The sequence below is a fragment of the Thalassotalea ponticola genome, from assembly GCF_041379045.1.
Classification (GTDB): Bacteria; Pseudomonadota; Gammaproteobacteria; order Enterobacterales; family Alteromonadaceae; genus Thalassotalea_A; species Thalassotalea_A ponticola.
Genome location: NZ_CP166871.1, coordinates 109,630 through 134,315, shown reverse-complemented (window position 1 = coordinate 134,315; position 24,686 = coordinate 109,630). Strand labels below are relative to the sequence as shown.

General features: G+C 44.6%; 25 protein-coding genes and 1 tRNA gene. 14 read left to right on the top strand and 12 right to left on the bottom strand.

Annotated elements, in window-relative coordinates:
• Nucleotides 1-173: 173 nt before the first annotated feature.
• Nucleotides 174-250 (top strand) — tRNA-Arg (locus ACAY30_RS00600).
• A gap of 392 nt (nucleotides 251-642) precedes the next feature.
• On the opposite strand, the gene ACAY30_RS00595 is transcribed toward ACAY30_RS00600, so the two are convergent.
• Entirely contained in the window at nucleotides 643-2,316 is a 1,674-nt protein-coding gene (locus ACAY30_RS00595) for a SulP family inorganic anion transporter (protein WP_290251294.1), read from the bottom strand.
• A gap of 363 nt (nucleotides 2,317-2,679) precedes the next feature.
• Here ACAY30_RS00595 and ACAY30_RS00590 point away from each other — a divergent pair, with 363 nt between their 5' ends.
• From ACAY30_RS00590 to ACAY30_RS00580, 3 genes are read left to right on the top strand one after another with little or no spacing between them, the layout of a single operon-like run.
• The gene (locus ACAY30_RS00590) at nucleotides 2,680-3,351 is read left to right on the top strand and encodes a single-stranded DNA-binding protein (protein ID WP_290251295.1); all 672 of its coding nucleotides are present in this window, start codon (nucleotides 2,680-2,682) and stop codon (nucleotides 3,349-3,351) included.
• Nucleotides 3,352-3,365: 14 nt separating this feature from the next.
• On the top strand, nucleotides 3,366-3,797 hold the full coding sequence (locus ACAY30_RS00585; RefSeq protein ID WP_290251296.1) for a thermonuclease family protein: 432 nt from the start codon (nucleotides 3,366-3,368) through the stop codon (nucleotides 3,795-3,797).
• Nucleotides 3,794-4,507, top strand: coding sequence for a TVP38/TMEM64 family protein (locus ACAY30_RS00580; RefSeq protein WP_290251297.1), 714 nt, complete (start codon nucleotides 3,794-3,796; stop codon nucleotides 4,505-4,507). Before ACAY30_RS00585 ends, ACAY30_RS00580 begins: the two co-directional genes overlap by 4 nt.
• 82 nt (nucleotides 4,508-4,589) lie before the next feature.
• On the opposite strand, the gene ACAY30_RS00575 is transcribed toward ACAY30_RS00580, so the two are convergent.
• Genes ACAY30_RS00575 through ccoG form a run of 3 tightly spaced genes read right to left on the bottom strand, consistent with a single transcriptional unit; the run spans nucleotide 4,590 to nucleotide 7,680 of the window.
• Entirely contained in the window at nucleotides 4,590-5,225 is a 636-nt protein-coding gene (locus tag ACAY30_RS00575; RefSeq protein ID WP_290251298.1) for a thiol:disulfide interchange protein DsbA/DsbL, read from the bottom strand.
• A gap of 26 nt (nucleotides 5,226-5,251) precedes the next feature.
• The gene (locus tag ACAY30_RS00570; RefSeq protein ID WP_290251299.1) at nucleotides 5,252-6,229 is read right to left on the bottom strand and encodes a serine/threonine protein kinase; all 978 of its coding nucleotides are present in this window, start codon (nucleotides 6,227-6,229) and stop codon (nucleotides 5,252-5,254) included.
• A gap of 5 nt (nucleotides 6,230-6,234) precedes the next feature.
• Complete coding sequence (gene ccoG / locus ACAY30_RS00565; protein WP_290251300.1) at nucleotides 6,235-7,680, bottom strand: cytochrome c oxidase accessory protein CcoG; 1,446 nt, start codon at nucleotides 7,678-7,680, stop codon at nucleotides 6,235-6,237.
• A 244-nt stretch (nucleotides 7,681-7,924) separates the two neighbouring features.
• On the opposite strand from ccoG, the gene ACAY30_RS00560 reads away from it, so the two are divergent.
• Nucleotides 7,925-8,284 carry a hypothetical protein gene (locus tag ACAY30_RS00560; RefSeq protein ID WP_290251301.1) on the top strand — a complete coding sequence of 120 codons (360 nt, stop codon included), beginning with the start codon at nucleotides 7,925-7,927 and terminating at the stop codon, nucleotides 8,282-8,284.
• 80 nt (nucleotides 8,285-8,364) lie between these two features.
• On the opposite strand, the gene ACAY30_RS00555 is transcribed toward ACAY30_RS00560, so the two are convergent.
• Nucleotides 8,365-9,750, bottom strand: coding sequence for a formimidoylglutamate deiminase (locus ACAY30_RS00555; RefSeq protein ID WP_290251302.1), 1,386 nt, complete (start codon nucleotides 9,748-9,750; stop codon nucleotides 8,365-8,367).
• 16 nt (nucleotides 9,751-9,766) lie between these two features.
• Nucleotides 9,767-10,558: an N-formylglutamate deformylase gene (gene hutG / locus ACAY30_RS00550; protein WP_290251303.1), complete on the bottom strand. Its 792-nt coding sequence runs from the start codon at nucleotides 10,556-10,558 to the stop codon at nucleotides 9,767-9,769.
• A 211-nt stretch (nucleotides 10,559-10,769) separates the two neighbouring features.
• Here hutG and ACAY30_RS00545 point away from each other — a divergent pair, with 211 nt between their 5' ends.
• Both ACAY30_RS00545 and glmS read left to right on the top strand, forming a co-directional pair.
• Nucleotides 10,770-11,540: a DeoR/GlpR family DNA-binding transcription regulator gene (locus ACAY30_RS00545; RefSeq protein ID WP_290251304.1), complete on the top strand. Its 771-nt coding sequence runs from the start codon at nucleotides 10,770-10,772 to the stop codon at nucleotides 11,538-11,540.
• Between the two features lie 17 nt (nucleotides 11,541-11,557).
• A complete protein-coding gene (gene glmS, locus ACAY30_RS00540; protein ID WP_290251305.1) occupies nucleotides 11,558-13,387 on the top strand; it encodes a glutamine--fructose-6-phosphate transaminase (isomerizing) in 1,830 nt (609 codons plus the stop codon).
• A 417-nt stretch (nucleotides 13,388-13,804) separates the two neighbouring features.
• On the opposite strand, the gene yghU is transcribed toward glmS, so the two are convergent.
• The 5 genes from yghU to ACAY30_RS00515 form a co-directional block, all read right to left on the bottom strand.
• The gene (gene yghU, locus ACAY30_RS00535) at nucleotides 13,805-14,665 is read right to left on the bottom strand and encodes a glutathione-dependent disulfide-bond oxidoreductase (RefSeq protein ID WP_290251306.1); all 861 of its coding nucleotides are present in this window, start codon (nucleotides 14,663-14,665) and stop codon (nucleotides 13,805-13,807) included.
• Between the two features lie 245 nt (nucleotides 14,666-14,910).
• Nucleotides 14,911-15,933 carry a Gfo/Idh/MocA family oxidoreductase gene (locus ACAY30_RS00530; RefSeq protein WP_290251307.1) on the bottom strand — a complete coding sequence of 341 codons (1,023 nt, stop codon included), beginning with the start codon at nucleotides 15,931-15,933 and terminating at the stop codon, nucleotides 14,911-14,913.
• Between the two features lie 26 nt (nucleotides 15,934-15,959).
• Nucleotides 15,960-17,177, bottom strand: a complete 1,218-nt coding sequence (gene arsJ / locus ACAY30_RS00525; RefSeq protein WP_290251308.1) for an organoarsenical effux MFS transporter ArsJ — start codon at nucleotides 17,175-17,177, stop codon at nucleotides 15,960-15,962.
• Nucleotides 17,178-17,194: 17 nt separating this feature from the next.
• Nucleotides 17,195-18,202 carry an ArsJ-associated glyceraldehyde-3-phosphate dehydrogenase gene (locus ACAY30_RS00520; protein WP_290251309.1) on the bottom strand — a complete coding sequence of 336 codons (1,008 nt, stop codon included), beginning with the start codon at nucleotides 18,200-18,202 and terminating at the stop codon, nucleotides 17,195-17,197.
• 43 nt (nucleotides 18,203-18,245) lie between these two features.
• Nucleotides 18,246-18,584, bottom strand: a complete 339-nt coding sequence (locus tag ACAY30_RS00515; protein ID WP_290251310.1) for a metalloregulator ArsR/SmtB family transcription factor — start codon at nucleotides 18,582-18,584, stop codon at nucleotides 18,246-18,248.
• 529 nt (nucleotides 18,585-19,113) lie between these two features.
• Here ACAY30_RS00515 and ACAY30_RS00510 point away from each other — a divergent pair.
• From ACAY30_RS00510 to ACAY30_RS00480, 7 genes are all read left to right on the top strand, one after another.
• A complete protein-coding gene (locus ACAY30_RS00510) occupies nucleotides 19,114-19,359 on the top strand; it encodes a VF530 family protein (RefSeq protein ID WP_290251311.1) in 246 nt (81 codons plus the stop codon).
• 213 nt (nucleotides 19,360-19,572) lie between these two features.
• The gene (locus ACAY30_RS00505) at nucleotides 19,573-19,899 is read left to right on the top strand and encodes a TraR/DksA C4-type zinc finger protein (protein ID WP_290251312.1); all 327 of its coding nucleotides are present in this window, start codon (nucleotides 19,573-19,575) and stop codon (nucleotides 19,897-19,899) included.
• 14 nt (nucleotides 19,900-19,913) lie between these two features.
• Complete coding sequence (locus ACAY30_RS00500; RefSeq protein WP_290251313.1) at nucleotides 19,914-20,171, top strand: YdcH family protein; 258 nt, start codon at nucleotides 19,914-19,916, stop codon at nucleotides 20,169-20,171.
• Between the two features lie 362 nt (nucleotides 20,172-20,533).
• Entirely contained in the window at nucleotides 20,534-21,118 is a 585-nt protein-coding gene (locus tag ACAY30_RS00495; protein WP_290251314.1) for a YhgN family NAAT transporter, read from the top strand.
• Nucleotides 21,119-21,207: 89 nt separating this feature from the next.
• The gene (locus ACAY30_RS00490) at nucleotides 21,208-22,923 is read left to right on the top strand and encodes a hypothetical protein (protein WP_290251315.1); all 1,716 of its coding nucleotides are present in this window, start codon (nucleotides 21,208-21,210) and stop codon (nucleotides 22,921-22,923) included.
• Nucleotides 22,924-23,014: 91 nt separating this feature from the next.
• Nucleotides 23,015-23,608: a YjaG family protein gene (locus ACAY30_RS00485; RefSeq protein WP_290251316.1), complete on the top strand. Its 594-nt coding sequence runs from the start codon at nucleotides 23,015-23,017 to the stop codon at nucleotides 23,606-23,608.
• Between the two features lie 168 nt (nucleotides 23,609-23,776).
• Nucleotides 23,777-23,992: a dodecin gene (locus ACAY30_RS00480; protein ID WP_290251317.1), complete on the top strand. Its 216-nt coding sequence runs from the start codon at nucleotides 23,777-23,779 to the stop codon at nucleotides 23,990-23,992.
• Between the two features lie 14 nt (nucleotides 23,993-24,006).
• Here ACAY30_RS00480 and rsmD read toward each other — a convergent pair whose 3' ends face one another.
• Complete coding sequence (gene rsmD, locus ACAY30_RS00475; protein WP_290251318.1) at nucleotides 24,007-24,606, bottom strand: 16S rRNA (guanine(966)-N(2))-methyltransferase RsmD; 600 nt, start codon at nucleotides 24,604-24,606, stop codon at nucleotides 24,007-24,009.
• Between the last annotated feature and the right edge of the window lie 80 nt (nucleotides 24,607-24,686).

Here is a 24,686-nt window from a genome sequence, read left to right as displayed (position 1 = left end):
CGTAATAAAGCTTAGTCGAATAAATACAAAATGCGCATAAAATCAGTCGCATTGCTCCGGTTGCAGGGTTTGGGATCGAATTGATTGCTATTTGTACAATCAATGCGTTAAATAAAGAGATTGGTTGACAGCCCCCACCAACATTATAGAATGGCGACATAACAACTCATTGACCACCCGTAGCTCAGCTGGATAGAGCGCACCCCTCCGGAGGGTGAGGCCGCAGGTTCGACTCCTGCCGGGTGGGCCATCTCTTTGTCCGAATACCCCGCCCACAAACTCAAAAACTAATTTGCCAGTCAAACCGTTTGGTTGATCGACAGATTGACATAGGTTGTGGCTCTTGGTGTATATCACGCTGTACATTGGTGGGCTTAAGGCGTGGTCGATTGAACGAATTAATACCAACCATGGCGCTTAGCTGGGGTACTATGTCTGAAGCGGTGTAATGCGTTTGTGCCGCTTGAGCTTGATGTCTAGCAAGCAAGAAATCACGTGATTCCATTGTCTTGTGTACTGCCAAGCTCAACTATGCTTTGAATGATTGCTCAACACCTCTGCGCGACTAATCGCAGTGATGTTAAGCACAGATCAGCGCCCTGATTCCAGCCAAAAAATACTGGTCGTGGCGAGTATTGACGGTTAAGCAGAGGTCAGTGAGGTAAGGTGGTTTTGCTCAACTTGCGCCTTGTTTTTTAACCAACTAAATGCGCTTTCGCGAGACGAAAACACCATTGAGCGCGGCACTAAATCAAGCACGCCTAATTTATCAAGCTTGTTACTCACCACATTATTGCTGTGCACTAACAACAGCTCAACATCGTGTTCTTTGGCATCGGTAATGGCGTTTTCAATGGTTAAGGCGATGGTATCGTCAATAAATGACACGTCGGATATATCCATAACGACATAACGGTAGCCAGACAATAAACGGTGTTGTCGCGACATTGCACGCGATAAGCCAAACATCATAGGTCCGCTTAAATACACCAATAACAACTTACCCTCAAATAGCGAGAATACGGCTTGCTCATTGTCAGATAACTTAAGCTCATCATCGGTGGTGGTAATGGTTTTGATACCACTTTGTTGCGCCGCACTAAGTTTTTCAATGGTGACAATATTAGCGATAAATAAGCCGATGCCTACCGCGAGAATAAGGTCGATAAAGACTGTAATAAACAACACCAAATACATGATCATCGCGGTGTGACGCGATACTTTATGGGCGCGTTTAATAAAGCTCCAATCGAGGATATCCAATCCCACTTTTAATGCGATAGCAGCCAGGACCGCTACCGGGATCAAAGCGATTAAATCAGTTAATAGAAATACCGCTAGCGCCAGTATTAATGCCCGCAATACACCGGATAAAATGGTGGTGCCACCGGTTTGAATATTCACCACGGTGCCCATGGTCGCGCCAGCGCCTGGCAAACCACCGAACAACCCCGAGACTAAGTTGCCGATGCCTTGTCCGGTAAGTTCTTTATCCGAGTCGTGATCTTCCTTGGTCAAGTTATCGGCAATCAGTGAAGTGAGCATCGAGTCTATACAACCCAAGGCACCGAGAATCAGCGCATCAACGAGCATGTTGTCCAACTCGCTTAATGCAAATGTCGGTAACTGTAACGCCGGTAAACCGACGTCAATGGCACCGACTCGGCTAATTTGGTTATCGCCAAAAAATACGTAGCCAATGATAGATAACAACACCAAAGCCAACAATTGCGGTGGGACTTTTCGACGCAGCTTTTTAGGGGTCAAGAACAGCACCGCTAGCGCTAAAGACGATAACAATAACTCGGGTAAGGAAATCGATGAGAGAATTTGCGGCAAATGCAACACCGTGCCCATCACACCGGGCTCAGGTGCTTTGGTTCCCAACAGCGGCGCCAGTTGAATTAAGATCAAAATACAGCCGATACCCGACATAAAACCAGATACTACACTGTGAGGCATCATGGTAATGTAGCGGCCTAGCTTCAATTTAGACAGCACGATCTGGAATACACCAGCCATCATCACTACCGTAAACGCCATGGCCATACCGTTTTCGGGGTTGGAGGCTATCATGTCGGCAATGACAACAGTAAACACCACCGACATAGGTCCTGTCGGCTCTGAAATTAGCGTTTTGGTACCACCAAACAAAGACGCAAACAAACCAACTAAAATCGCGCCATACACCCCCGCTGCAGCCCCCGCTCCCGTTGCCACACCGAAAGCCAACGCCAGTGGTAACGAAATTACCGCTGCCGATAAGCCACCAAATAAATCCCCTTTGAAATTATTGAAGCTAATTTGATTTATCATGCTGTCATCGTCTTTATTTTTGCTTTAAGTTGCGCCTAAATGGCGGGATGTATTATAAATTTTAATTGTCACTAATTGCACGCTTTATCGTCGTTAAAATGTGCTCATCGTACCTGATAAAAACCCCTTGATTTGTCTGGTTCTGGATAAACCAAGCCCAATCTACCAATTTCGACTGTTGTCGGCCTATGGTCACCGTACGCATCTATTTTTTTGTTTGTGCAAAAACAAAGGGTCGTGTATATAAGGCGGTGAAGCAAATGTGTTAACCGATTTAGGCAGTGGCGCTTGTGATAAAACATTGCTTGGCTCGGTGCGCTATTTTTTCTATTATGGGATCACCTAACAATAAGACAACACGTTATGACCGATAATAGTCGCCCCATAGATAAAAAACAGCAACAAAAACAACAGTGCCATATTATTTTGGCCGGTAATTTAGTCGCCAAACCTGAAATACGGTATCGCGCTAATCCCGTTGTTCCGGTTGCCGAATTTGTTATTGCTACCAACCACAGTTGGTTTGATAAGCGCAGCAACAGTTACAAAGATTGGACTTCATATCACGCCTGTCACTTTGAAGGACAACACGTTGAAGATCAGTTTTTATTTGCTGATAAAGGCCAGCTAGTGCTCATTCACGGTGCCCTTGCCACTAGCAACAAACGGCAAAAAGACTTCGTTCAAGTCGGCTCATTATCGTTACTTGGTCACGGGGTCCACAACAGTGTCAACCAAGTTATTTGTAATGCGACGTTGCAAAGTGATGTCAAACTGGTGCAAACAGAAAACCAGGTGTCGTTGGCTGAGTTTACCGTTAGTATTAATGAACCTGGCTTTATCGAGTCTGATCTTAACTTCAACGGGCAACACATTGAGCGACTTGTTCACCTTTGGGGCAAAGCAGCTGAATACTTTGCCAGTAAAGCCAGCATCGGCCAGCAATTGGTTATTGAGGGGCGTCTGAATTACGTTGCCAATAATAAGCGGCAACAATTCATCGATGCCAAAAAAGCCATCCTGTGCACCAACTAATCGTTCATACGTTGATGAGTAAATATTTATCATTATTGGCTTTTGTGCTGTTATCTAGCAGCGCAAGTGCAAAACAGTACGGTGACATTAGCGCCGTTACCTTATCGAGCGTTTACGATGGCGATACCTTTCGGGTGCATATTGAAAACTGGCCAACGGTTATTGGTGAAAACACGCCTGTGCGGATCAAAGGGGTAGATACGCCTGAATTAAGAGCCAAGTGTCCGAGTGAAAAAAACAAAGCCAAACAAGCCAAACAATTTACCGAGCAATTGCTAAAAAATGCCGAACGCATTGAGTTGCGCAATGTTGAACGAGGCAAATACTTTCGCTTACTGGCTGATGTGTACGTTAACGGTGAAAACCTAGCAGAGTTATTAATTCAACACGGTTACGGCTACGCCTATCACGGTGGTGCTCGCAAGTCATGGTGCGCTGTGTCATGAGTTTTTTTCACCGTCACAAGTCATTACTGCGGCTGATTTTACTGTTTTTATTGATCAGTACCCTACTCGCGGGCTTACTGCATTGGTTAGGGTTATTTGATCACTTTAACCAAACATGGGTCGATAATACCATTCGCGGGCAGGGCACTATTGGGGTAGTGTATTTCTTACTGGTGATTGCGCTTGCCATATCCATTAGCTTGCCGCGCCAAGTGGCGGCGTTTGCTGCCGGCTATGCCTTTGGCTTCATCCACGGCACACTTATCTCTACGCTTGCGGCGGCGATTGGCTGCGTTATCACCTACAGTGTTGCGCGCTTTATTTTTGCCCGTTATATTCGCCAGAAATTCGCCAATAAAGTGAAACTGGTCTACCAATTTTTAAGTCGTGACACGTTTGAGAAAACTTTCATCATTCGCCTTATTCCCGCCGGCAGTAATTTTTTACTAAACGTATGTGCGGGTATCGCCCATATTCACCCTGGCAAATTTTTTAGTGCCTCTTACCTAGGCTATTTTCCGCAAATGGCCATTTTCGCGTTAGCCGGCAGTGGTGTACAGCTGATGTCTTTTTGGCAAATAGGTGCCAGTGTGCTGTTGAGTATCATCGCAACCTTATTAAGCTTTCGGTTGTACAATCGCTATCAGCAAGAACTGGCTCAGCAAGGCGATGAAAAATCATCTAACAGCGCGACATCCAAACGTGACTAGCGCACTGGTTGTGGTGGTTGTTTGGGTCAATGAAGTACAAAAAAGCTCCATGCGGAGCCTTTTTTACTGATTTTGCAGTTGCTTACTTAAGTGTTAACAAGTGCAGTACCAAGTTTTTGTAGTCATTTAAAAAGTCACTGCGATCAAGTTCGCTGGCATTAACGCGGTACTTGCCATTAACAATAATGGTTGGAACACCGGTTAACACGCGTTTTTTGCTGTACTCGTCTTGCAGTTTCTTCATTTGCTTAGCTTTTGAATTCACACCAAAGCTGTTAATTAGCTTATCAAACTGTTCACCGTCAACGCCGTTTTTAACAAATAACTCGCGTAATTCAGCTTGTGACGCTAGAGGTAGACGCTGTTTTTGAATCGCATCAAACAAGGCAGCAATTAACACCTCTTCTTGTGGTAATTGTTGCGCTACAATCATCGCTTTAGTAATTTCAAACTGTACTTGCGGGCTCGCTGCACGTAAAAAGTCAACGTGGTTTTTTACAAACGCGACGCCTTCAGGTAACGACTTAGCTAAGTCTTTCATGAACGGCTCAAAGCTTAAGCAGTGTGGGCAATAAAACGAGAAAAATTCACGAACCTCTGGCTTTGTGGTAACCGAATCTGAGATCACCGTGTATTGTTTACCTTCTTCGTAATCTTTGGCACAAGCAGAAAGTGGCATTATGATCGCCACCAATAATAGACTAAATAATTTTTTCATTGATAAATATTCCTTTAAGGTTATCACTATAAACCTTGGTTTAAGCTAAGCGCTGGTTCGTGCATTGCCGCGTGTTGCTCTTTGAGCATAAGTACTTGCTCTTCCCAGTATTTTTCGGTGTTGAACCAAGGGAAATTAAGTACAAAAGCAGGATCTTGCCAACGTTTTGTCAACCACGCCATATAGTTAATGAGTCGCATTGAACGCAATGATTCTAACAATGAAAGCTCGCTATATTCAAATGAAAAAAACTCTTCATAGCCAGATAGCAACGTATCGAGTTGTAACAATTTATTTTGTCGATCGCCATTTAGCATCATCCATAGGTCTTGTAATGCCGGCCCAGTGCGACAATCATCAAGGTCTACAAAGTGTGGCCCAGCATCGGTCCATAAGATGTTTCCCGCATGACAATCACCGTGTAAGCGAATTTGCTTGCCCGGTTTGTACTGCGCAACGGTTAAATCAATGACTTGATCTAGTACGGTAAAAAAGGGCTTTTGTAATGCACTTGATATCTCGGCGGTTTGCAATGTCGCGCGAGCCTGTATCAAAAATTCCTCGGTGCTCAGTGTTGGACGATGCACGAAGCTTTTTTGACTGCCTATGGCGTGAATGCGACCAACAAAGCGTCCCATCCATTCTAATTGATCCAGATTGTCGACTTCAAAAATGCGCCCTCCTCGACAGGGAAATACGGCAAAGTAAACATCTCGATAGCAAAACAATGATTGCCCATCTCGAATGAGCGGAGCAACTACCGGCACTTCGGCATCAGCGAGTTCTAGTGCAAAATCATGCTCTTCTTGAATCTGTTCGGTAGACCATCGCTTGGGCCGATAAAACTTGGTCACGTATTTGACCCGATCGTCGTCGTGAAATTGATAGACGCGGTTTTCGTAACTGTTTAACGGCAGTAAACCGGAGGCTACATAAAAACCATGCGCCTCTAATGCATCGAGAATAAACTCAGGAGACAGGTCCTGAAAACTAAAATCAGCCATCCGTATTATCGCTTGTTAAAGAACACACTTTGTTGACGGATGATAACATCATCTGCTTGCGGATCGACTTGTTGCACAACAAAATTAATATCCGTAGTAAATGCTTTTATCTCATACGGGTCTACTGCCAAACTCACTGTAACCGTTTCAATACCGGCCCCGTTAACAGTTACCGTATCTTGTCCTTGCCATACGTGTGATGTTAAGCCATCCACAGATAGTTTGTAAGTGGCGGTTTGTTGCGACTTGTTGAGAATTTTTAAGGTGTAAACGTTTTCGATTAAGCCATCAATATTTTCTCTGGCAAGGGTATTGCGGTCGCGAATAATATCCAGTTGCAAGGGCTGACGGGTTGCCAAGTCGCCAACAAATAACCCAGCCATAACCAATAAAACCACCGCATACATAAACAGTTTCGGTCTCAAGATATGCACGGTTTTGCCGTTTAGCGCCGTTTCGGTGGTGTAACTAATCAGGTTCTTGTCATAGTTCATGCGCTCCATCACGCCGTTACAGGCGTCAACGCATGCGCCGCAATTAATGCACTCATATTGCAGGCCATTGCGAATATCAATGCCTGTCGGGCACACTTCAACACACAAGTTACAGTCGATGCAATCACCCAAACCGAGTTCTTGCGGATCGGCTTTGCGCGGGCGAGGTCCTCGATTTTCACCGCGCTTGGCATCGTATGATACGGTTAGTGTGTCTTGATCAAACATCGCTGACTGAAAGCGCGCATAAGGGCACATATGCAAACACATCACTTCTCGCATCCAACCGGCATTACCATAGGTGCAAAAGGTAAAAAATAAAATAATCGCAGTGGCCATCAATGACGCTTTAAAGGTAAAAAAGTCGACCACCAACTCGCGTATCGGGGTGAAGTAGCCAACGAAAGTAATGGCGGTGAATAAGGAAAAGATGACCCAACAACTGTGCTTAGCTGCTTTGCGCCAAAACTTGTCAAAGTCCATTGCCTTTTGATCAAGCTTTTTGCGTTTATTGGCCGCCCCCTCAAATTTTTCTTCAAACCAAATAAAAATGAACGTCCACACCGTTTGCGGACACAAGTATCCACACCAAACGCGGCCCAAAAAGGTGGTGACGAAAAACAGTAAAAACGCGCCAATTATAAATAACCAAGCGAGTAAGGTCAGGTCTTGAGGCCACAGCGTTAAAGCAAAAATATTGAATCGCTGTTCGCCAATATCAAACAGCACGGCTTGTTGGCCGTTGTAGTTAATCCAAGGTATCAGGGCAAATAGCGCTAAAAAGAACAAATTCATCTTGCGGCGCAAGCGCTGAAAAAAGCCTTCAACTTTGCGCACGTAAATTTGATCGCGTGGCTTGTATTGTTCAACAGTTGACGAGCGCGGCTTGTCTACCTTTATCTGCTTGACCGGTATGACGTTTTTAGCTGTGTTGGTCGGCTTGTTCTCTGATGCCATAATTTCGTCCGAAATGCTAGTGTAGAGATTACAAATGTGTATAATCTACCTAAAGCGCATTAATCTTGTTGTTATCACTTGAGCTAATTATACCAAGCAATTTTGGTTAAAGTCTGATTTAGATTAACTTTTTACATATTAATCTGTTGAACGATCACTAACGGCACGGTCAACACATATACAGTATGAATGATGATATAGCATTTGCCGTGGCTATAACTACAACAACAAAAAGTGAAAAATCATGTTTAAAAAACTTCTGGTTATCATTGTCGCGGCCGCCGTTTACTTGCACTTTTATCCCAATGCCCACTTAACGGAATGGTATAATCAGCAAATAAGTAAAACCAAAGAAACCTTTAATTCGGTGGCGCAAACCAAGGCGCAAGTTGCCCCGAGCAAGGTGTTACAAGTGCTGCAACCCGAATTTAAAGAATACTCAAAACGCGAAATTGCCTACGTCGAAAGCATCACGGAAAGCCGTGACAAGCTAGGTAACTTCTATCATCAGTATTGCCCTAATTTGAAGACCAACACCCAATTGCGTCGCGAGTTTTTGAAGCAAGTCTGTGATACGGTAGATAAATACCGCATTTTAAACTAGTTGAGATAGGTAGCAGAGCAACGCGGTAGGTTACTCTGCTATTGACATCAAATGACCAACAAGTCCTAACGTAACTTGGGCTATCGATTACCCGCTAAGTCCTGCAGCACTGTAGCAAAGCGATCTGCAACCTGTTGCTCTTGAGCATGCTTACCGTCGCGCACCACCCACTGGCCATTTACCATCACATCCTTTATCGGCGATGCTTGGCTAGCAAACACCACGCTGTCTAATAGATGCTTCGTACTATTGGCGAACAAACTATTTCGTTCATTCGATAACACAATTAAATCAGCTTGTTTACCAACGGCCAATTCACCGCTGTTGCTACTGGTTGATAAAGCCCCTGCTTGTGCGGTGTGATGCCATAAAAACTGTCCAACTGACGGGGTCTGATTATCAGCTAAAATCGCCCTTTGCTGGCGTACTAGGCGTTGAGCGTACTCCAGTAAACGTAGCTCTTCAATTGCCGAAACACTGATATGGCTATCAGAACCAATGGCTACGCGACCGCCTTTGCTGATAAATTCAGTGGTCGGAAAAATGCCATCGCCTAAATTGGCTTCAGTGGTAGGGCAGATACCGGCAACGGCCCCCGCATCGACAATACCTTGTAACTCTTGCTGATCAATATGGGTGGCGTGAATTAAACACCAGTGTTGGTCAATCGACATATTGTCTAACAACCACTGCACCGGACGCATGCCGTAATGCGCGTGGCAGTCATTGACTTCCTTCTGTTGCTCGGCAATGTGAATGTGAATAGGCGCCGTGGCATCTAAATTACGCACATGCGTTACTGCGGCTTGCAACGATGGCTTATCAACTGCGCGCAACGAATGTGGCGCAATACCCACATTGGCGTTAGCGCGTTTACTTGCGCTGGCAAAACAATCGCTAACCAGTTGATTAAACTGTTCTACATCGTTGATAAAACGCTTTTGCCCGTCGTTAGCCGGCAATGGTCCAAAACCGCTATAGCGATACAACACAGGCAACATGGTGATACCAATTCCGGCTTGCTCAGCGGCGTCAAACAGGGCATCAGCCATGGCAGCCAATTGATGGTAGTTTTGACCATCTGGTTGATGGTGCAAATAATGAAACTCTGCCACCCGTGTATAACCGGCCTTAACCATTTCAATGTAAAGCTGGTTGGCGATCACTTGTGCCTGCTCAACACTGATCACATCAAGAAATTGGTACATGATTTTACGCCAGGTCCAAAAACTATCATTGCCCTGGGAGCCTTGCTCACTGAAGCCAGCAAAACCGCGCTGGAAGGCGTGTGAATGACAATTTACCATGCCCGGTATCACCGGCCCCTCAGCGATGTCAGCTCCATCGAGTTGACCGTCAACGATATCAACAATGACGCCGTTATCGATAAGTAAAGTTTTGTTGTTGTGCCATTGGCTATGCGTGCCATGGCTTAATAATATGTGCTCGGCAAATAACATATTCATAGGATAGTCTCAGTGGTTAACTTTGTTGGGCAAATACAATCAGCTGTTTGACTAGCATCTCAAGCTTTGGCTTAACTTCGTCGGCTTTTTGCTGGTCGTAAGCCAGTGTTGCTTCGTCGAGATAGGTTCGTTGAGATAATTCAAGCTGTAATGTGTGCACATTGTTTTTCGGGTCTGCGTAGTGACGAGTGATATAACCGCCTTTAAAGCGCCCGTTAGACACTTGACTATACGGACTAAAATCTAACTGCTCGATCGACTCTAGCATTGACTTTGCGCAACTTTGCCCTTGATTATTACCAAAGTTAAAGTCGGGTAGCTGACCATCAAAAAAACGCGGAACCACCGAGGCGATAGAGTGCGCTTCAAGCATTACCGCCTTGCCAAATTGGTGGCGCATAGTCGCTAGCGTATCTGCGATCGCTTGGTGATATGGCTGCCAATAGTCGTTAATGCGGCGAGTAATTTCGTCTTCCGTTGGCTGTTGCCCGTCTTTGTATAGAGGCTCTGATTTAAAGCTGGTGGTAGGACAAAGCTCTGTCGTATCAGCGCCCGGATATAAGCTTACCCCTGTTGGATCGCGATTTAAGTCAATCACATAGCGACTGTATTTGGGCATTAAAATATAGGCCCCTAAGTGCTTAGCAAAATCATAGAGTCTATCGAGATACCAATCGGTATCTTCTACCTTATGAGCAACATCGGTCATCGTGTGTTTTATATGATCAGCGATATCGGTACCGTTGTGCGGCATTGAAATGAGTAAAGGTAGATTACCTTCAATTAATGTGTAACTTGCTTGGCTCATGCATTCCCCTAGTGATGCATTTCTAAACGAAAGGTAGTTTATGCTTGCTAAAATAATTTTATTGGCGGCCAAATTTAGCATTTTTCAACGATCTTGGCAAAATAAGGCGATGGAATTTGCGTTTTTCGCAATGTTTTGTTTTAATTACGCCAAGTTTCGAAACGCAACATTTTAATGCCGATATTGTTTTATATCGCAACTAATAAAAATTATGTCAAAGCGCAATACTCAATTAAGACGTCACACCATTTTAAATCAACTCAACGATGTAGGTGAAGTCAGTGTCGATCAACTGGCAGTGCAATTTGAAACGTCTGAAGTCACTATTCGCAAAGATCTCGCGGCACTCGAGGCCAGTGGGTTGTTATTGCGCCGCTATGGTGGCGCCGTACCGTTACCAAGTGAAATCACCTCGGTAGCGCACAACGATAAAGTTTCGAAACAAAAGCAAGCAATAGGCAAACAAGCGGCGTTGTTAATTAAAGACCACCATCGAATTATTATTGATAGTGGTCGCACAACTGCGGCGATGATTACGCACCTGGCGAATAAAAAAGGCCTAGTGGTAATGACTAACTCTCTGAGTGTGGCCAATCAATTAAATGAACTTGAAAATGAGCCGACATTATTGATGACCGGGGGGACGTGGGATTCCACTTCAGAGGCCTTTCAGGGACAAATAGCCGAACAAGTGTTGCGCTCCTACGATTTTGATCAGCTGTTTATCGGTGCTGATGGTATTGATATAGAGCGCGGTACAACAACGTTTAACGAATTAATCGGACTATCGCGAGTGATGAGTGAAGTCGCTCGTGAAGTCATCGTCTTAGTTGAGTCAGATAAAATCGGTCGTCGTATTCCCAACCTTGAACTTTCGTGGAATTCGGTCAATACCTTAATAACCGACGACAACTTATCTGAACAACTGAAAAAACAAATACAAGCGCAAGGCATTAATGTGATTTGCGCACCAATAGAATAACAAACAGGATAATTATTATGTGTGGAATTGTAGGCGCGGTAGCGCAACGTGATGTCGCCGATATCTTAGTAGAAGGCTTGCGTCGATTAGAATATCGCGGCTATGACTCAGCGGGTGTTGCGATTATTGACAGCGATCACAATTTAAGTCGCGTACGTCGCTTGGGTAAAGTGCAAGAACTTGCAAGCGCGCTTGAGGTCAACCCAGCAAAAGGCGGCACTGGTATTGCTCATACCCGTTGGGCAACTCATGGTGTACCAAGCGAGACCAATGCTCACCCGCATGTGTCATCAAACATTGCCGTGGTTCACAATGGTATTATTGAAAACCACCAAGAATTGCGTGAAAAGCTACAACAACTGGGCTACGTATTTAGCTCAGAAACTGATACCGAAGTAATCGCTCACTTAGTTCGCCATGAATTAAAAGACAGTGCCAGCCTACTTGAAGCTGTGCAAAAAAGCGTTAAGCAATTTGAAGGTGCATACGGCACAGTAATCATGGACAGCAACGATGTTGAGCGCGTTGTCGTGGCGCGCTCTGGTAGCCCTCTGGTTATTGGTTACGGCTTAGGCGAAAACTTTTTAGCATCAGATATGATGGCATTATTGCCGGTAACGCGTAAGTTTTCTTTCTTGGAAGAAGGTGATGTCGCTGAAATCACTCGCTTTGACGTGAATATCTTTGACCAACAAGGCAATAAAGTTGAACGTGAAATAACGGAAGCCAACGTCAACCACGATGCCGGTGACAAAGGTGAATACCGTCACTACATGTTGAAAGAGATTTACGAACAGCCAACGGCTATTCGCAACTCGCTAGCTAACCGATTTGTCGACCAAACCATTGACATTAATGCGTTTGGCGACAATGCCGAAGCCATATTTCAAGATATTGAGCACGTGCAAATTATCGCCTGTGGTACCTCTTACCACTCGGGCATGGTGGCGCGTTACTGGCTAGAAGAGCACGCTGGCGTTAGCTGTAACGTTGAAATTGCATCAGAGTTTAGATACCGCAAGTCGTTCGTGCCCAAAAATGCACTGTTAGTCACTATTTCACAATCAGGTGAAACTGCCGATACTCTTGCTGCATTGCGCTTGGGTAAAGAGCTTGGCTACAAAGCGTCACTTACCATTTGTAATGTCCCAGGTTCGTCGTTGGTACGTGAATCTGACTTGGCCTTTATGACCAAGGCCGGCGCGGAGATTGGCGTTGCATCAACTAAAGCCTTTACCACTCAATTAGTTGGTTTAATGATGATGACCTTAGCTCTTGGCAAGTACAAGGGCATGAGCGCTGACAAACAAGCACAGTTAACCAATGCACTGATGTCGTTGCCAGCTAAAATTGATGAAGTATTAACCCTTGCCGATGAAATTGAAGATTTGGCTGAAGACTTCGCAGACAAGCACCACTCGCTATTCTTAGGTCGCGGTGATCAATACCCAATCGCGATGGAAGGGGCGTTAAAATTAAAAGAGATCTCATACATTCACGCGGAAGCCTATGCTGCCGGTGAATTAAAGCACGGTCCTCTGGCGTTGATTGATGCCGACATGCCGGTTATTGTCGTCGCGCCAAAAAATGATTTGATTGAGAAATTAAAATCAAATGTTGAGGAAGTTCGCGCTCGTGGTGGTTTAATGTATGTGTTTGCCGACGTTGATGCGCAATTTGAGTCGGATGACACCATGAAAGTCATTAACGTGCCACACTGTGACGAAGTCATCGCACCGATCATTTACACCTTGCCATTGCAATTGCTGTCGTACTACGTAGCAATTATCAAAGGCACCGACGTTGACCAACCGCGAAACCTAGCAAAATCGGTTACCGTTGAGTAAGCATTAAATAGGTAACGATGTACAACAACTGATATTTACAAGCGCAGTTGTGAATTTCGAATATAAAACGGCCACTTTTAGTGGCCGTTTTTGTGTTTGGCCTGTCACTCCCTGGCTACTTCACCTTCGAAAACCTACCGAAAGTATAAAGTTTGAGATACGTATTTTTTGTACAACAGTAGTATGTAATGGCAGTTTGTTAATTTGCCGGTAAACCTGTTCCGCGATTTACATCACAAACGAGCTATTATGAACGCATAGTTTGGATTTTAACCAAATGATTAGTACACCTTATCAGACTCATATGTGGATGCCCTGCCTTTTCGGATAAATTCTAAAAGCCGTTAAACGCTTTTTAACGGCTAGTCATCATCTTTTCACGGGCATTTTGTGGGGTTTATTGGCGCCTAGCGAGTATCATTTTGCCGACAATTTTGTAACGTTATCAAAGTCGCTGGCATCGTGCCTTTCGGGTAATTGTTCGCTTTCTTCACCCCATGTGCGATTAACCATACGACCGCGCTTAACCGCCTCTCGCTCGTCGATTTCCTTTGCCCAACGCATTAAATGGCGGTAACTGGTGACATCGAGAAACTCTGCCGCATCGTATAGACGACCGAGTACCAAGTTGCCGTACCAAGGGAATATGGCCATATCTGCAATAGTGTATTGATCGCCACACATGTAATGGTGGTTGGCTAAATGCAAATCGAGCACATCGAGTTGACGTTTTGTCTCCATGGTAAAGCGCTCTATTGGGTACTCAAATTTTTCTGGTGCGTAGGCATAAAAATGACCGAAACCACCACCGAGGTATGGAGCGCTTCCCATTTGCCAAAAAAGCCAACTCATACACTGTGTGCGTTTGATATGCTCGCTGGGGATAAAGTGACCAAACTTTTCCGCTAGATACAACAAAATAGCACCCGATTCAAATACCTTAACTGGCTGTTCACCACTTAAATCAACCAAGGCTGGAATTTTTGAATTGGGATTTATCTCAACAAAGCCAGACGAAAATTGCGCACCTTCTAAAATATCGATCAAAAAGGCATCGTATTCGGCTTCATTTACACCTTTTGCTAACAACTCTTCCAATAAAATTGTCACCTTAACACCGTTGGGAGTGGCTAGCGAATAGAGCTGCAAAGGGTGCTTACCAACCGGTAATTCTTTTTCATGTGTGGCGCCCGCAATAGGGCGATTAATATTGGCAAATTTACCACCGCTTGCTTGTTTCCACTGCCAAACTTTATCGGGTTGGTAACTATCGCTCATAAGGTCTCCTATTGTGCTTGATATGGTCAATACTCAGTTCGATGCGAAACCAGCAGTCACGCTGTAGTGTCTCAACGACCAATTGAATCGACGTATTCGATCGCCCTGTTAACCATAGCCTACCACGTTGCCAACGCAAGACGCCAATAACCGATAGTCAAAGCTTAAAACGGCGCAATGAGGTTGCTAGTGGCAGTTTGAACTGGTCACTAGAGCTGTCACTCACCGTGTATTTGCGATTCTATTTACAGGGAAACCGTTTGACCAGTTTCACTGGCTTTGTACGCGGCTTCAATGATTGAAATAACTTGCAACGCCGACTCTGGAGTCACAAGTGGTGGCTGATTGTGGGTAATTGCCTGCTTTAATTGCTGATAAAAATACACATAGTTGCCTTGTTGCAAACTCACGCTTTGCCGGTCTGGCAAATACGCATAAACTTGACGTTCAGTATCAATGCCAAGCAAGGCGTCACTGGCTGACACACCCGCAGCAAGCTGAGACTCTTGATTATCAAGCCCGTACATATCAACACTACCCAGATCTCCTTGAACGCTAAAGCGATGGTTTTGCCCCGCATTAAATGGGCTGGCGCTCAGTTGTACGTCTAACTTGGGATAGTGTAAGTTGATCTGGAAAAAGTCTACCGTTTGTGATTGCTCTCGCAATGCTAAACAGCGAGCAGATAAGGCGTGTGGCATACCAAACAGCAGTAAGGCTTGGTCGATTAAATGTGAGCCGATATCGTATACTGCGCCATTACCGGCACCCGCCTGCTCCTTCCACTTGGCTCGCACCTGTGGGCGAAACCGGTCAAAACGTGAAGCAAAGTGATACACATGCCCTAGTTTACCTTGGCTAATGAGCTGCTGTAGTGTTAAAAAGTCGCCATCAAGGCGGCGGTTGTGATAAACGGTTAACACGCGTTGTTGCCGCTGCGCGAGCTCAATCAGTTCTCTTGCCTCGCTGGATGTTACCGTGATGGGCTTTTCTACTACCACGTGACAACCGCGTTGCAGGGCTTGTTTGGCGATGGAATAATGACTGTTATTAGGGCTGGTAATGACCACCAAATCGGCCTGTTCAGCCGCAAATAACGCATCGCTTGAGGCATAGACCTGAGCACCGGGATATTGCGCTTTTATAGCGTCGCGCTGTGATGAGACAAACGCCGATATGCAATAACCATTATCTTCGGTTAAAAACGGCAAATGAAAGACTTGGGCCGATAAACCAAAGCCAATAACGGCGACATTGATGTGCTCCATGTATGCTCCTCTATTTCTGTGTGTTGCTAGTTTTGCCCTGATATCGTCTTGGGTAACTTAAACGACAACGCGGTGGCAATTAATAACAGGATTGCCGAAACGTACAAACACTGCTGCAAGCCGTACTGTTGATACACGTAACCTGATAAAACCGTCCCCAATAAACGCCCCATAGCATTAGCCATGTAATAAAAACCAACGTCCATAGATACGCCATCTCGGTTGGCATAGCTGACTATTAAATAGCTGTGAAGTGATGAATTCACGGCAAACAAGGCACCAAAAATAAACAGACCAACCACCAGTACCCGTTCGCCCAATTGGTCATCCGCCAACATCAACCCAATCAGCAATGGAGTGATACTCAGTGCAGCAACCCAAGTTAGCGCGGTTTGACCGTTAGGTAACTGCCCTTGTTGTCTGCCGGTAATACGGGGAGCTTGTGATTGAATAACACCGTAAAATATAATCCACAGTGCCATAAAACCACCAATCCACTGTTGAGGCCATTGATAAGTCGTTGCCAAAGCAACCGGTAAGGCGACCACAAACCACACATCACGAGCGCCAAATAAAAATAAGCGCGCAGCTGATAGCCAATTTATCGCACCGCTTTTAGACAACAACTGACGAAACTTTGGCTTGTTCTTTTGCTTACCCAGATCAGCTGCCAAGGCATACAAACTAAACAACCAAACAAGCCCAAGTACAGAGGCCATTAGCCACATTGCTCCTTGGAAGCCGAGCCAGCTAAGCAAGGCGCCACCAAGAAAAAAGCCAATCCCTTTTAACGCGTTTTTAGATCCGGTCAGTCGCGCCACCCACTGATAAAGCGTCCCTTGTGCATCATCAGGAAGACATAACTTAATAGCGCTTTTGGCGCTCATTTTATTTAAATCTTTAGCAATGCCTGACAGCGCCTGTGCAATCATCACGTACGGCACCGTTAACCAGCTATTGGGTAAGGTAAGCATAAGCAAGGCTATAATCTGTAGCACCAAACCGATGTTCATGGTTTTATTTAGGCCCAGCCTTGCCCCTAGCCAACCGCCTATTAAATTGGTCACAACGCCAAACAATTCATAGAACAAAAACAGCATGGCTATGGCTAACGGGGTGTATCCCAACTGATGAAAATACAACACCACCAGCATGCGCAACGCACCATCTGTTAGGGTGAATGCCCAATAATTACCGGTAATAATCAGGTACTGCTTAACCTGTTGCGACATGTTCGCCAACATACGTATCCTACCGTCGCCTATTGATCGCTTAACCCGACTTTGCGAGCCAATTCTGCGGTGCGATTGGCATAACCCCACTCGTTGTCATACCACACGTAAAGTTTGAGCTGACTGCCGTTAATCACCATGGTCGATAATGCATCGACAATCGATGAGCGAGGATCGGTTTTGTAATCGATTGACACCAACGGGCGTTGTTCATAACCTAAAATGCCTTTCAGCTCACCTTCTGCCGCCTGCTTTAATACCGCATTGACTTGCTGCTCTGTTACGGCTTGCTCTAGTTCAAATACGCAATCGGTAAGCGAGGCATTCGCAAGAGGTACCCGCACTGCATGACCATTTAAGCGTCCTTTCAACTCGGGGAATATATGAGTAATCGCTGTTGCCGATCCCGTTGTCGTTGGAATAAGACTCATCCCGCAAGCGCGAGCACGACGCAAATCGTTGTGTGGCGCGTCTAATATGGTTTGGGTGTTGGTAATATCGTGAATGGTGGTCATCGAGCCATGCTTAATACCAAAATTTTGATGAATAACCTGAACCACAGGCGCTAAACAGTTGGTGGTACAACTCGCCGCAGTCACTATGGGATGTTGCGCTGCATCGTATAAGTGATCATTAACGCCCATCACGACGTTTAACACACCGTCTTCTTTTACCGGTGCGGTAACCACGACGCGTTTAACACCTTGCGCTAAATAGGCTTGCAATAGAGCTTTGGTTTTCATCTTACCACTGGCTTCAATCACCACATCACAGCCCGACCAATCGGTATCGGCAATAGCACTGTTTTGGCTGCACTTTATACGGTGGCCATTGATGATCATCTCTTGTTCGTCAGCTTCGGCTTGGTGATGCCAAATACCATGCACTGAATCAAATGTTAACAAATGGGCCAACGTTGCCGCATCGCCAGCTGGATCGTTGATCTGCACAATTTCAACATCATCCCAATCAAACGCCGCGCGCATTGACAAACGCCCCATGCGGCCAAAGCCATTAATACCTATTTTGATACTCACAACACTTTCCTCCTAACATTAAAACGGGTTGTTCACTGCTTGTTTAGCAACATTTTTGCGGACGGTCTTTCATTGTCGTTAAACGCGAAACGCACTCGGTGAAATCGGCTGACTTGCAGCTTAAACTCGTCGTTAAAACCTCACTACACCAAGTGGGCAATAGCGGATTTAATCGGTAAAACACCCATTGCTGCTGTTTTCTGTCAATCACTAACTGGTCTTGCTTAAGCCGTGCTAAATGACGAGATACCTTTGGTTGACTGCACCCTAGTGCTTCACCGAGTTCACATACACACAATTCGCCTTCGGCTAAAATCAACAACAGTGCATGCAAACGGGTGTCATCAGCCAATGCCTTGTAAAATTCAACCATGGTGATCATAACGCCTCCTTAATTCTGTGGCTTAGTATATATGCATTTCCATATATAACAAACCCCAGCATTGACCTGAACAACTTGATAACTCAGCTAAACAGACCAATAAGCGATTGACTGCTGCGCCTTACATGACCGACATTAGCCTACCCAACGCACTTTTTTCACTCAACACTGATCTGCTCGATGACTAAATCTGTATAACTAATTACCTGTTTTCAATGTGAAATGCTCCACAACAGGAAGCGACCACCGCGTTGAGTAGGCGTTTAACGACCTAAGTATTCAACCGTCAAGGTGTCAAGGTGTGTCGCGTTGTCCGGTATAAGGATTTACCGGACCTTTTTAATTTTTCAAGCAGCCTATCACTATGTCGTTACTGCCAGCTGCGCTAATATCATCAACTAAATTTTCTCTGGTGAGCAAATTCATATATGATCAATGCATCAATCTACACGCGTGCTCGTTGATAATCCTGACCAGCCGTCGCATGGCCAAGCTAATGACAACGCGATAACCCACTGGGATGTAATCAATGGACAATCAACCTTACAATCCGCTACACGGCATTACTTTACAAACTATCGTCACCGAACTAGAAGCGTACTTTGGCTTTGAAGAGCTTGCTCGGCACATCAATATTCGCTGTTTTAGTCATGACCCAAGCATTAAATCAAGTTTAAAGTTTTTGCGCAAAACGCCGTGGGCTCGCGAAAAAGTAGAAGCGCTGTACATAAAACACAAGCATCAAATAAAACAAAAATTGGCCCCTGATCAGTAACCGTCACAGCATAACTGGTCATGCCTTGGCACTAACTTGACGGTGGTGCTGTCACACTCTGTGTTTTCGTTCGTTCCCGCACTACTTTATCGCAACGCATTTGCAAAGTAGTGCTCAGCCCCAATCGCTTTGCTGATCAAATTAGCATCTCCTTGAGCCAGATCAATATCTCTACCCCTGAACTCGGTAGTCTAACCACTAAAGGAGAGTAGCATGATAGTTTCCAAACTCAGTGAATCGTTACTTGCTAAACAGCAAGAGCTCAGTGAACGCTTAGCCGCGATAGAAGCCGATTTAAAACAAGGCCGCAGTGCTAATTTAGCCGACCAGTCTAGTGAACGTGAAAACGATGAAGTGCTAGACGAAATTTACCAACAAACGCAAATGGAACTGCACAAGATAGAGCAAACCCTGCAGATGTTGCAGGCAGAGCAATACGGAATCTGTAGTTTATGTGGTAAAGCCATCGAGCAAGGTCGCCTTGACGTATTAACCAATGTAAAAACCTGTATCCAATGCGCTAAACAAGAAAAAGCATAACGAGGATTAACAACATGACAATTGAAAAGCACGATTTACATCACGAATTTCCAGAATTCAAACAACAGATTCGTACTTTAAAGATGACCGATGCGCATTTTGCTCGTTTGTTTAAAGAGTACCACGAGTTAGACCACGAAGTGATTCGCATTGAAGGGGGCGCCGAAAATACGAGTGACGATTACCTCGAACAATTGAAGAAAAAACGACTCAAGCACAAAGACATGTTATTTGCGATGATCAAAGCATTTGACCATAACAAACAAACGTAAACGCAAGTTAACGTTTTCCGGGGCTGTTCAAAAATTTCCAATCCGCCACATGCCCAGCTTACTCAAGGTGCTCTGTGTCCACAGCACCTTGTTTTATTTTCTTTGTTGCAACCTTTAACCGCCAATCTGATCGATGCCAGCAGTGTTTAGCGCACACTATCAACCTTGCCTTTACCTTATAGAACACACAGAGTTTGCGTGTGAGCTAACCGACCAACCGCGCTCCAAAATATGATTGCCTTTTCCATAAACACCAACGGTAAAACAAAAAAATCAGCCACTTACTGGCAAATTTAAGGTTTAGCAACTTAACTTGTTTACATACGTGTTGATCATACAATACCAATAAAAAGGTCGTCCCAATGGATATGATAACCGCGGCGGTCACCCTATTTTTGATCATGGATCCGCTGGGTAACTTACCGATTTTTATCTCGGTGCTCAAAGGCATAGAAAAAAAGCGGCAACGCATCATCGTGGTGCGCGAACTTATCTTGGCGCTTGGCATTATGTTGCTGTTTTTGTACGGAGGACAAAAGGTACTCGACCTTTTACACCTTCGACAAGAGTCGGTGTCGATTGCCGGCGGTATAATCCTATTTCTTATCGCCATTAAAATGATTTTCCCATCGCATGGGTCGGTTAGCGGTCTACCTGAAGGTGAAGAACCTTTTCTCGTGCCACTCGCCGTTCCCTTAATGGCTGGGCCATCCATTTTAGCGGCCTTGATTTTAATGGCGAATCAAGATCCCAGCCGCATGCTTGATTGGACCTTAGCACTGATCATCGCTTGGTTCATTAGTGCCATTATCTTATTTTTCTCTGGCTCGTTTCAGCGCATCCTCGGCAATCGAGGTCTAATAGCCATGGAGCGGTTGATGGGGATGATACTGGTAATGATTGCCGTACAGATGTTACTTGATGGCATCGCAAATTATTTAGGCTAAAAAAGCGTTCATATAACTCTTTTTAATCTATTGTAAACGTGATTAAATAGAGTTAGAGCGATAATAAAAATAACATGACTGAGTCCACAATGAATGAATCGCAAAACGGTAAAAATGTTGATCAACAAATGCAGCAATTAGCGGGCAATATATTTGTTCAACTAGAAGACAAGTTTAACAAGCTTGCCGAAGAGCTTGCTAAAGATGCAGAGCACGATAAGCAACAAGCGTTAAACGAACAAAAAAAAGCTCTTGAACAAAAGTACGCATTAGTCCACGAAAAGCTCAGTCAGGCAAAATTAAACTCGGTTAAACAAAAGCATTCAGAAATCGAACAGCTCAAGAAAAAGTTGTTGCTCAACGAAACCCAGTACAACAAACTCAGAGAACGCGCACTGCAGGTTGAAACACACCTAAAGATCAAACTCAAAGACGAGCAAAAGCTGCATGATCAGCTGCGTATCGCCAATCAGAACCAACAGCATTTAGAAGCCCAAGTAGAGCCACTGAGTAACAAAAATGCCGCACTGTCGGCAAAGCTAACGGCGTTGATGCAACAATTGAATGACCTGCAGCGCAGTTATCAGTTATTAAAACAAACCAGTGAACAACAGCTTGAAAAACTGCAGCAAGAGCAGCAACTAAAACAGGCTAACTTAGGTGAATTACACGATTACCAACAACAGCTGCAAAAGATACAAACCAGCAAAGACGCGCGCATTGCCGAACTTGAACAGCAGTTGCAAAAACACGAAAAAAATTCTGACTCTATTTATTCGCAGGCGAAAAATTTAGAACTCAAGCTAACCAAAGCACAGACTAAAGAACTTGAATTACTGGCGCAGATCAAAGAGTTAACAGCGCACAACAAGCGTCTTGAACAAGTCAATAAAGACAGCCAAAGTGAATTAAAAAACCAGCAGCGTTTGCACGCTCAGGCCATACTTAATAGCGAGAAGCAATTTGATAAAAAGCTCAGCGATAAACAGCGCCTGTTGAGTGATGCCAACAAACAAGTGGCCGCTCTAAGTCAAAAGCTCGATAGCATTAATCAGTCTTCAACTGAACAAGTGTCGCAATTGCACTCGCAGTACAAGCAGCAGCTTGAGCAACAAACACAGCAATTGCAACAACAGGTTACAACGCTTGATCAGCAGCTTAACCAAGTGCAACAGAACTATCAGGTGTTAGACGAGCAACACAGCGAGTTACGCAATACCTTGCGCGAGAAACAAGACAAAGTGGCGCAACTTGAACGCGATTATCACGTGTGTAAGCAGCAGTTGCAAGAAGCGCTACAGGTCGCCAATGTCGATCATCAGTCACTGGAAGAGCAATACAACAAACAGCTCAGCGAATTACATGTAAAAGCCAACAATGCGCTAAAAAAAGCCCAACAGCACATCAATTCGTTAACCGATAAATTGGCAGATTCAAGTAAAATGGCTGAGCAACAGCAAAAGAAATCTGACGATATTATCGAGTTGCTTAACAGTGATAAAGAAGCCTTACAGCAACAATTAGACGAACTTAAAAACGAGAGTTCAAGTACCTCAACGCGATATTCAAAACTCGAACAAGAATTGTTACAGGAACAGGTTAAAATCACTGAGCTTGAACAAAAGAATATCGAGCTACGAATGAAGCACAAAGCCAATGACGAGCAAATTCGCAGTACGATGAAACAACTTCGCGATGAAAATCACGAGTTAAAACAACGTATTGATAAGGAAGTAGGCGAATTGAAGAGCCGCCTAACCGAATACCGTTTAAAATTTGAATACGCGCAGAAACAACTGTCGTAGTCGTTGCTACATCGGCTGGGACGATGTATCTTCTCTTGTTATCAACAAATTGCGCTATAATGAGCGCAATTTTTATTTGTGAGCACTTATTTTGGCTAAATATATCTCTCTAAAAAGCTTATCTTTATGGCAACAAACCGCATTTGCCTGTGCACTTCTCGAGCGAATGTTACCCAACTACCAAATGTTTAGCGAAGCAACTGAATTTGGAGACTTTAACGTATTGCGCAACCAGCTTAATTTGGTCTGGCAACGATTAGAGCAAGGTAAAATTAAAATTAACTACGACGCGCAATTAGAAAAGCTAGAAGAGGTTATTCCCGATGTGGATAACTTTGACTTTTTCGGTGTTTATCCCGCATTAGATACCTGTATGGCACTCGGCTCACTTTTACAAGGTATCCAAGAAAGCGATGCGGCAACCATAGGTAATGTCGCGCAACTGTCAAAGGGCAGTGTGAGCTATTATTTGCAAATCATGTTGGCGTCTGAACACCAAGACGACGAGCAAATAGTGATCAAGCAAAGTGACATTGACGACCACCCGCTTATGCAATGGGAGCGCGACACGCAACAAGAATTGATTCAACTTCTGGCTAGCAGCAAAGAAAACCAACAAACGTGTCAGTCTCTAAAGCAACTAGCAACCGAACAACGCTTGACTAACTTGGCAATAGAATACTAACGACAAACTGGTTTATTGTCGGCTATCGACCGTTATTTGCTTGGCTTAACAAGCTTTTTTTGGTTGCTGATAATGTCTAAGAGCACAATTGAATGACCGCGCCTTAGGCAACCGTGCAGAGTTGCAAAAATTGGCTATGCTTACCATAGAAAACGGAGGAACATAGCCATGTCAGAACATCACACTTACAAAAAGTTAGAAATCGTTGGTTCTTCACCTAACTCTATTGAAGAAGCCATTGAAAACGCACTCAGTGAATGTGCCAAAACCGTTGCCAATATGAACTGGTTTGAAGTGGTGGAGACTCGTGGTCACATTGTCGATGGCAAAGTGGCTCATTACCAGGTAACCATCAAAGTTGGCTTTCGCCTGCGCTACAGTTAAGTAGCAACGGCCCGTTATACACTAACGGGGTTTACTCGATAAAGTTGAAAAGCGACTTGCCCAGCCTGTTTTTGTTTTAGCAGTTGCCAATGCGTGGGCACATTGAGATTGGCTTGTTCGCTTTCAACTTCTACATAAACCAACGCATTATCATTTAAGCGTCCGTTGTCGTTGAGGCTTACTATGGCTTGGTTTACCAGACCTTTCCTAAACGGCGGGTCGATAAAAACTACATCGTATTTCTTGTCTAACGATTCTATAACCTTCAAGCAATCCCCTTGGGATACCTTTGCATTATCGGCGTTTAATTGTTGTACGTTAACCTGCAATTGTCTCGCTGCCGAGGTGTCTTTTTCAATAAAATCGACAAACTGAGCGCCTCGAGATAGCGCTTCAAAACCCAAACTCCCCGAACCAGAAAAGCAATCAAGACAAACCGCATCGCGAATATCCAACATCAGCCAGTTAAAAACCGTTTCCTTTACCCTATCAGTCGTTGGTCGTAACCCCTCGCTGTTCAATACCGCCAGTTTGCGACCGCGATGCACGCCAGCAATAATTCGAACCTGTCCGGTTGCCGGTTTATTTCTACTTTGTTGAGGTTTTTTTGCCATTTGCTTGATAAAATTCCTGATATAATCACATGTCGGCGGTTTTTCCAACGCATCGATGATGATATTATAATCGCAATGAA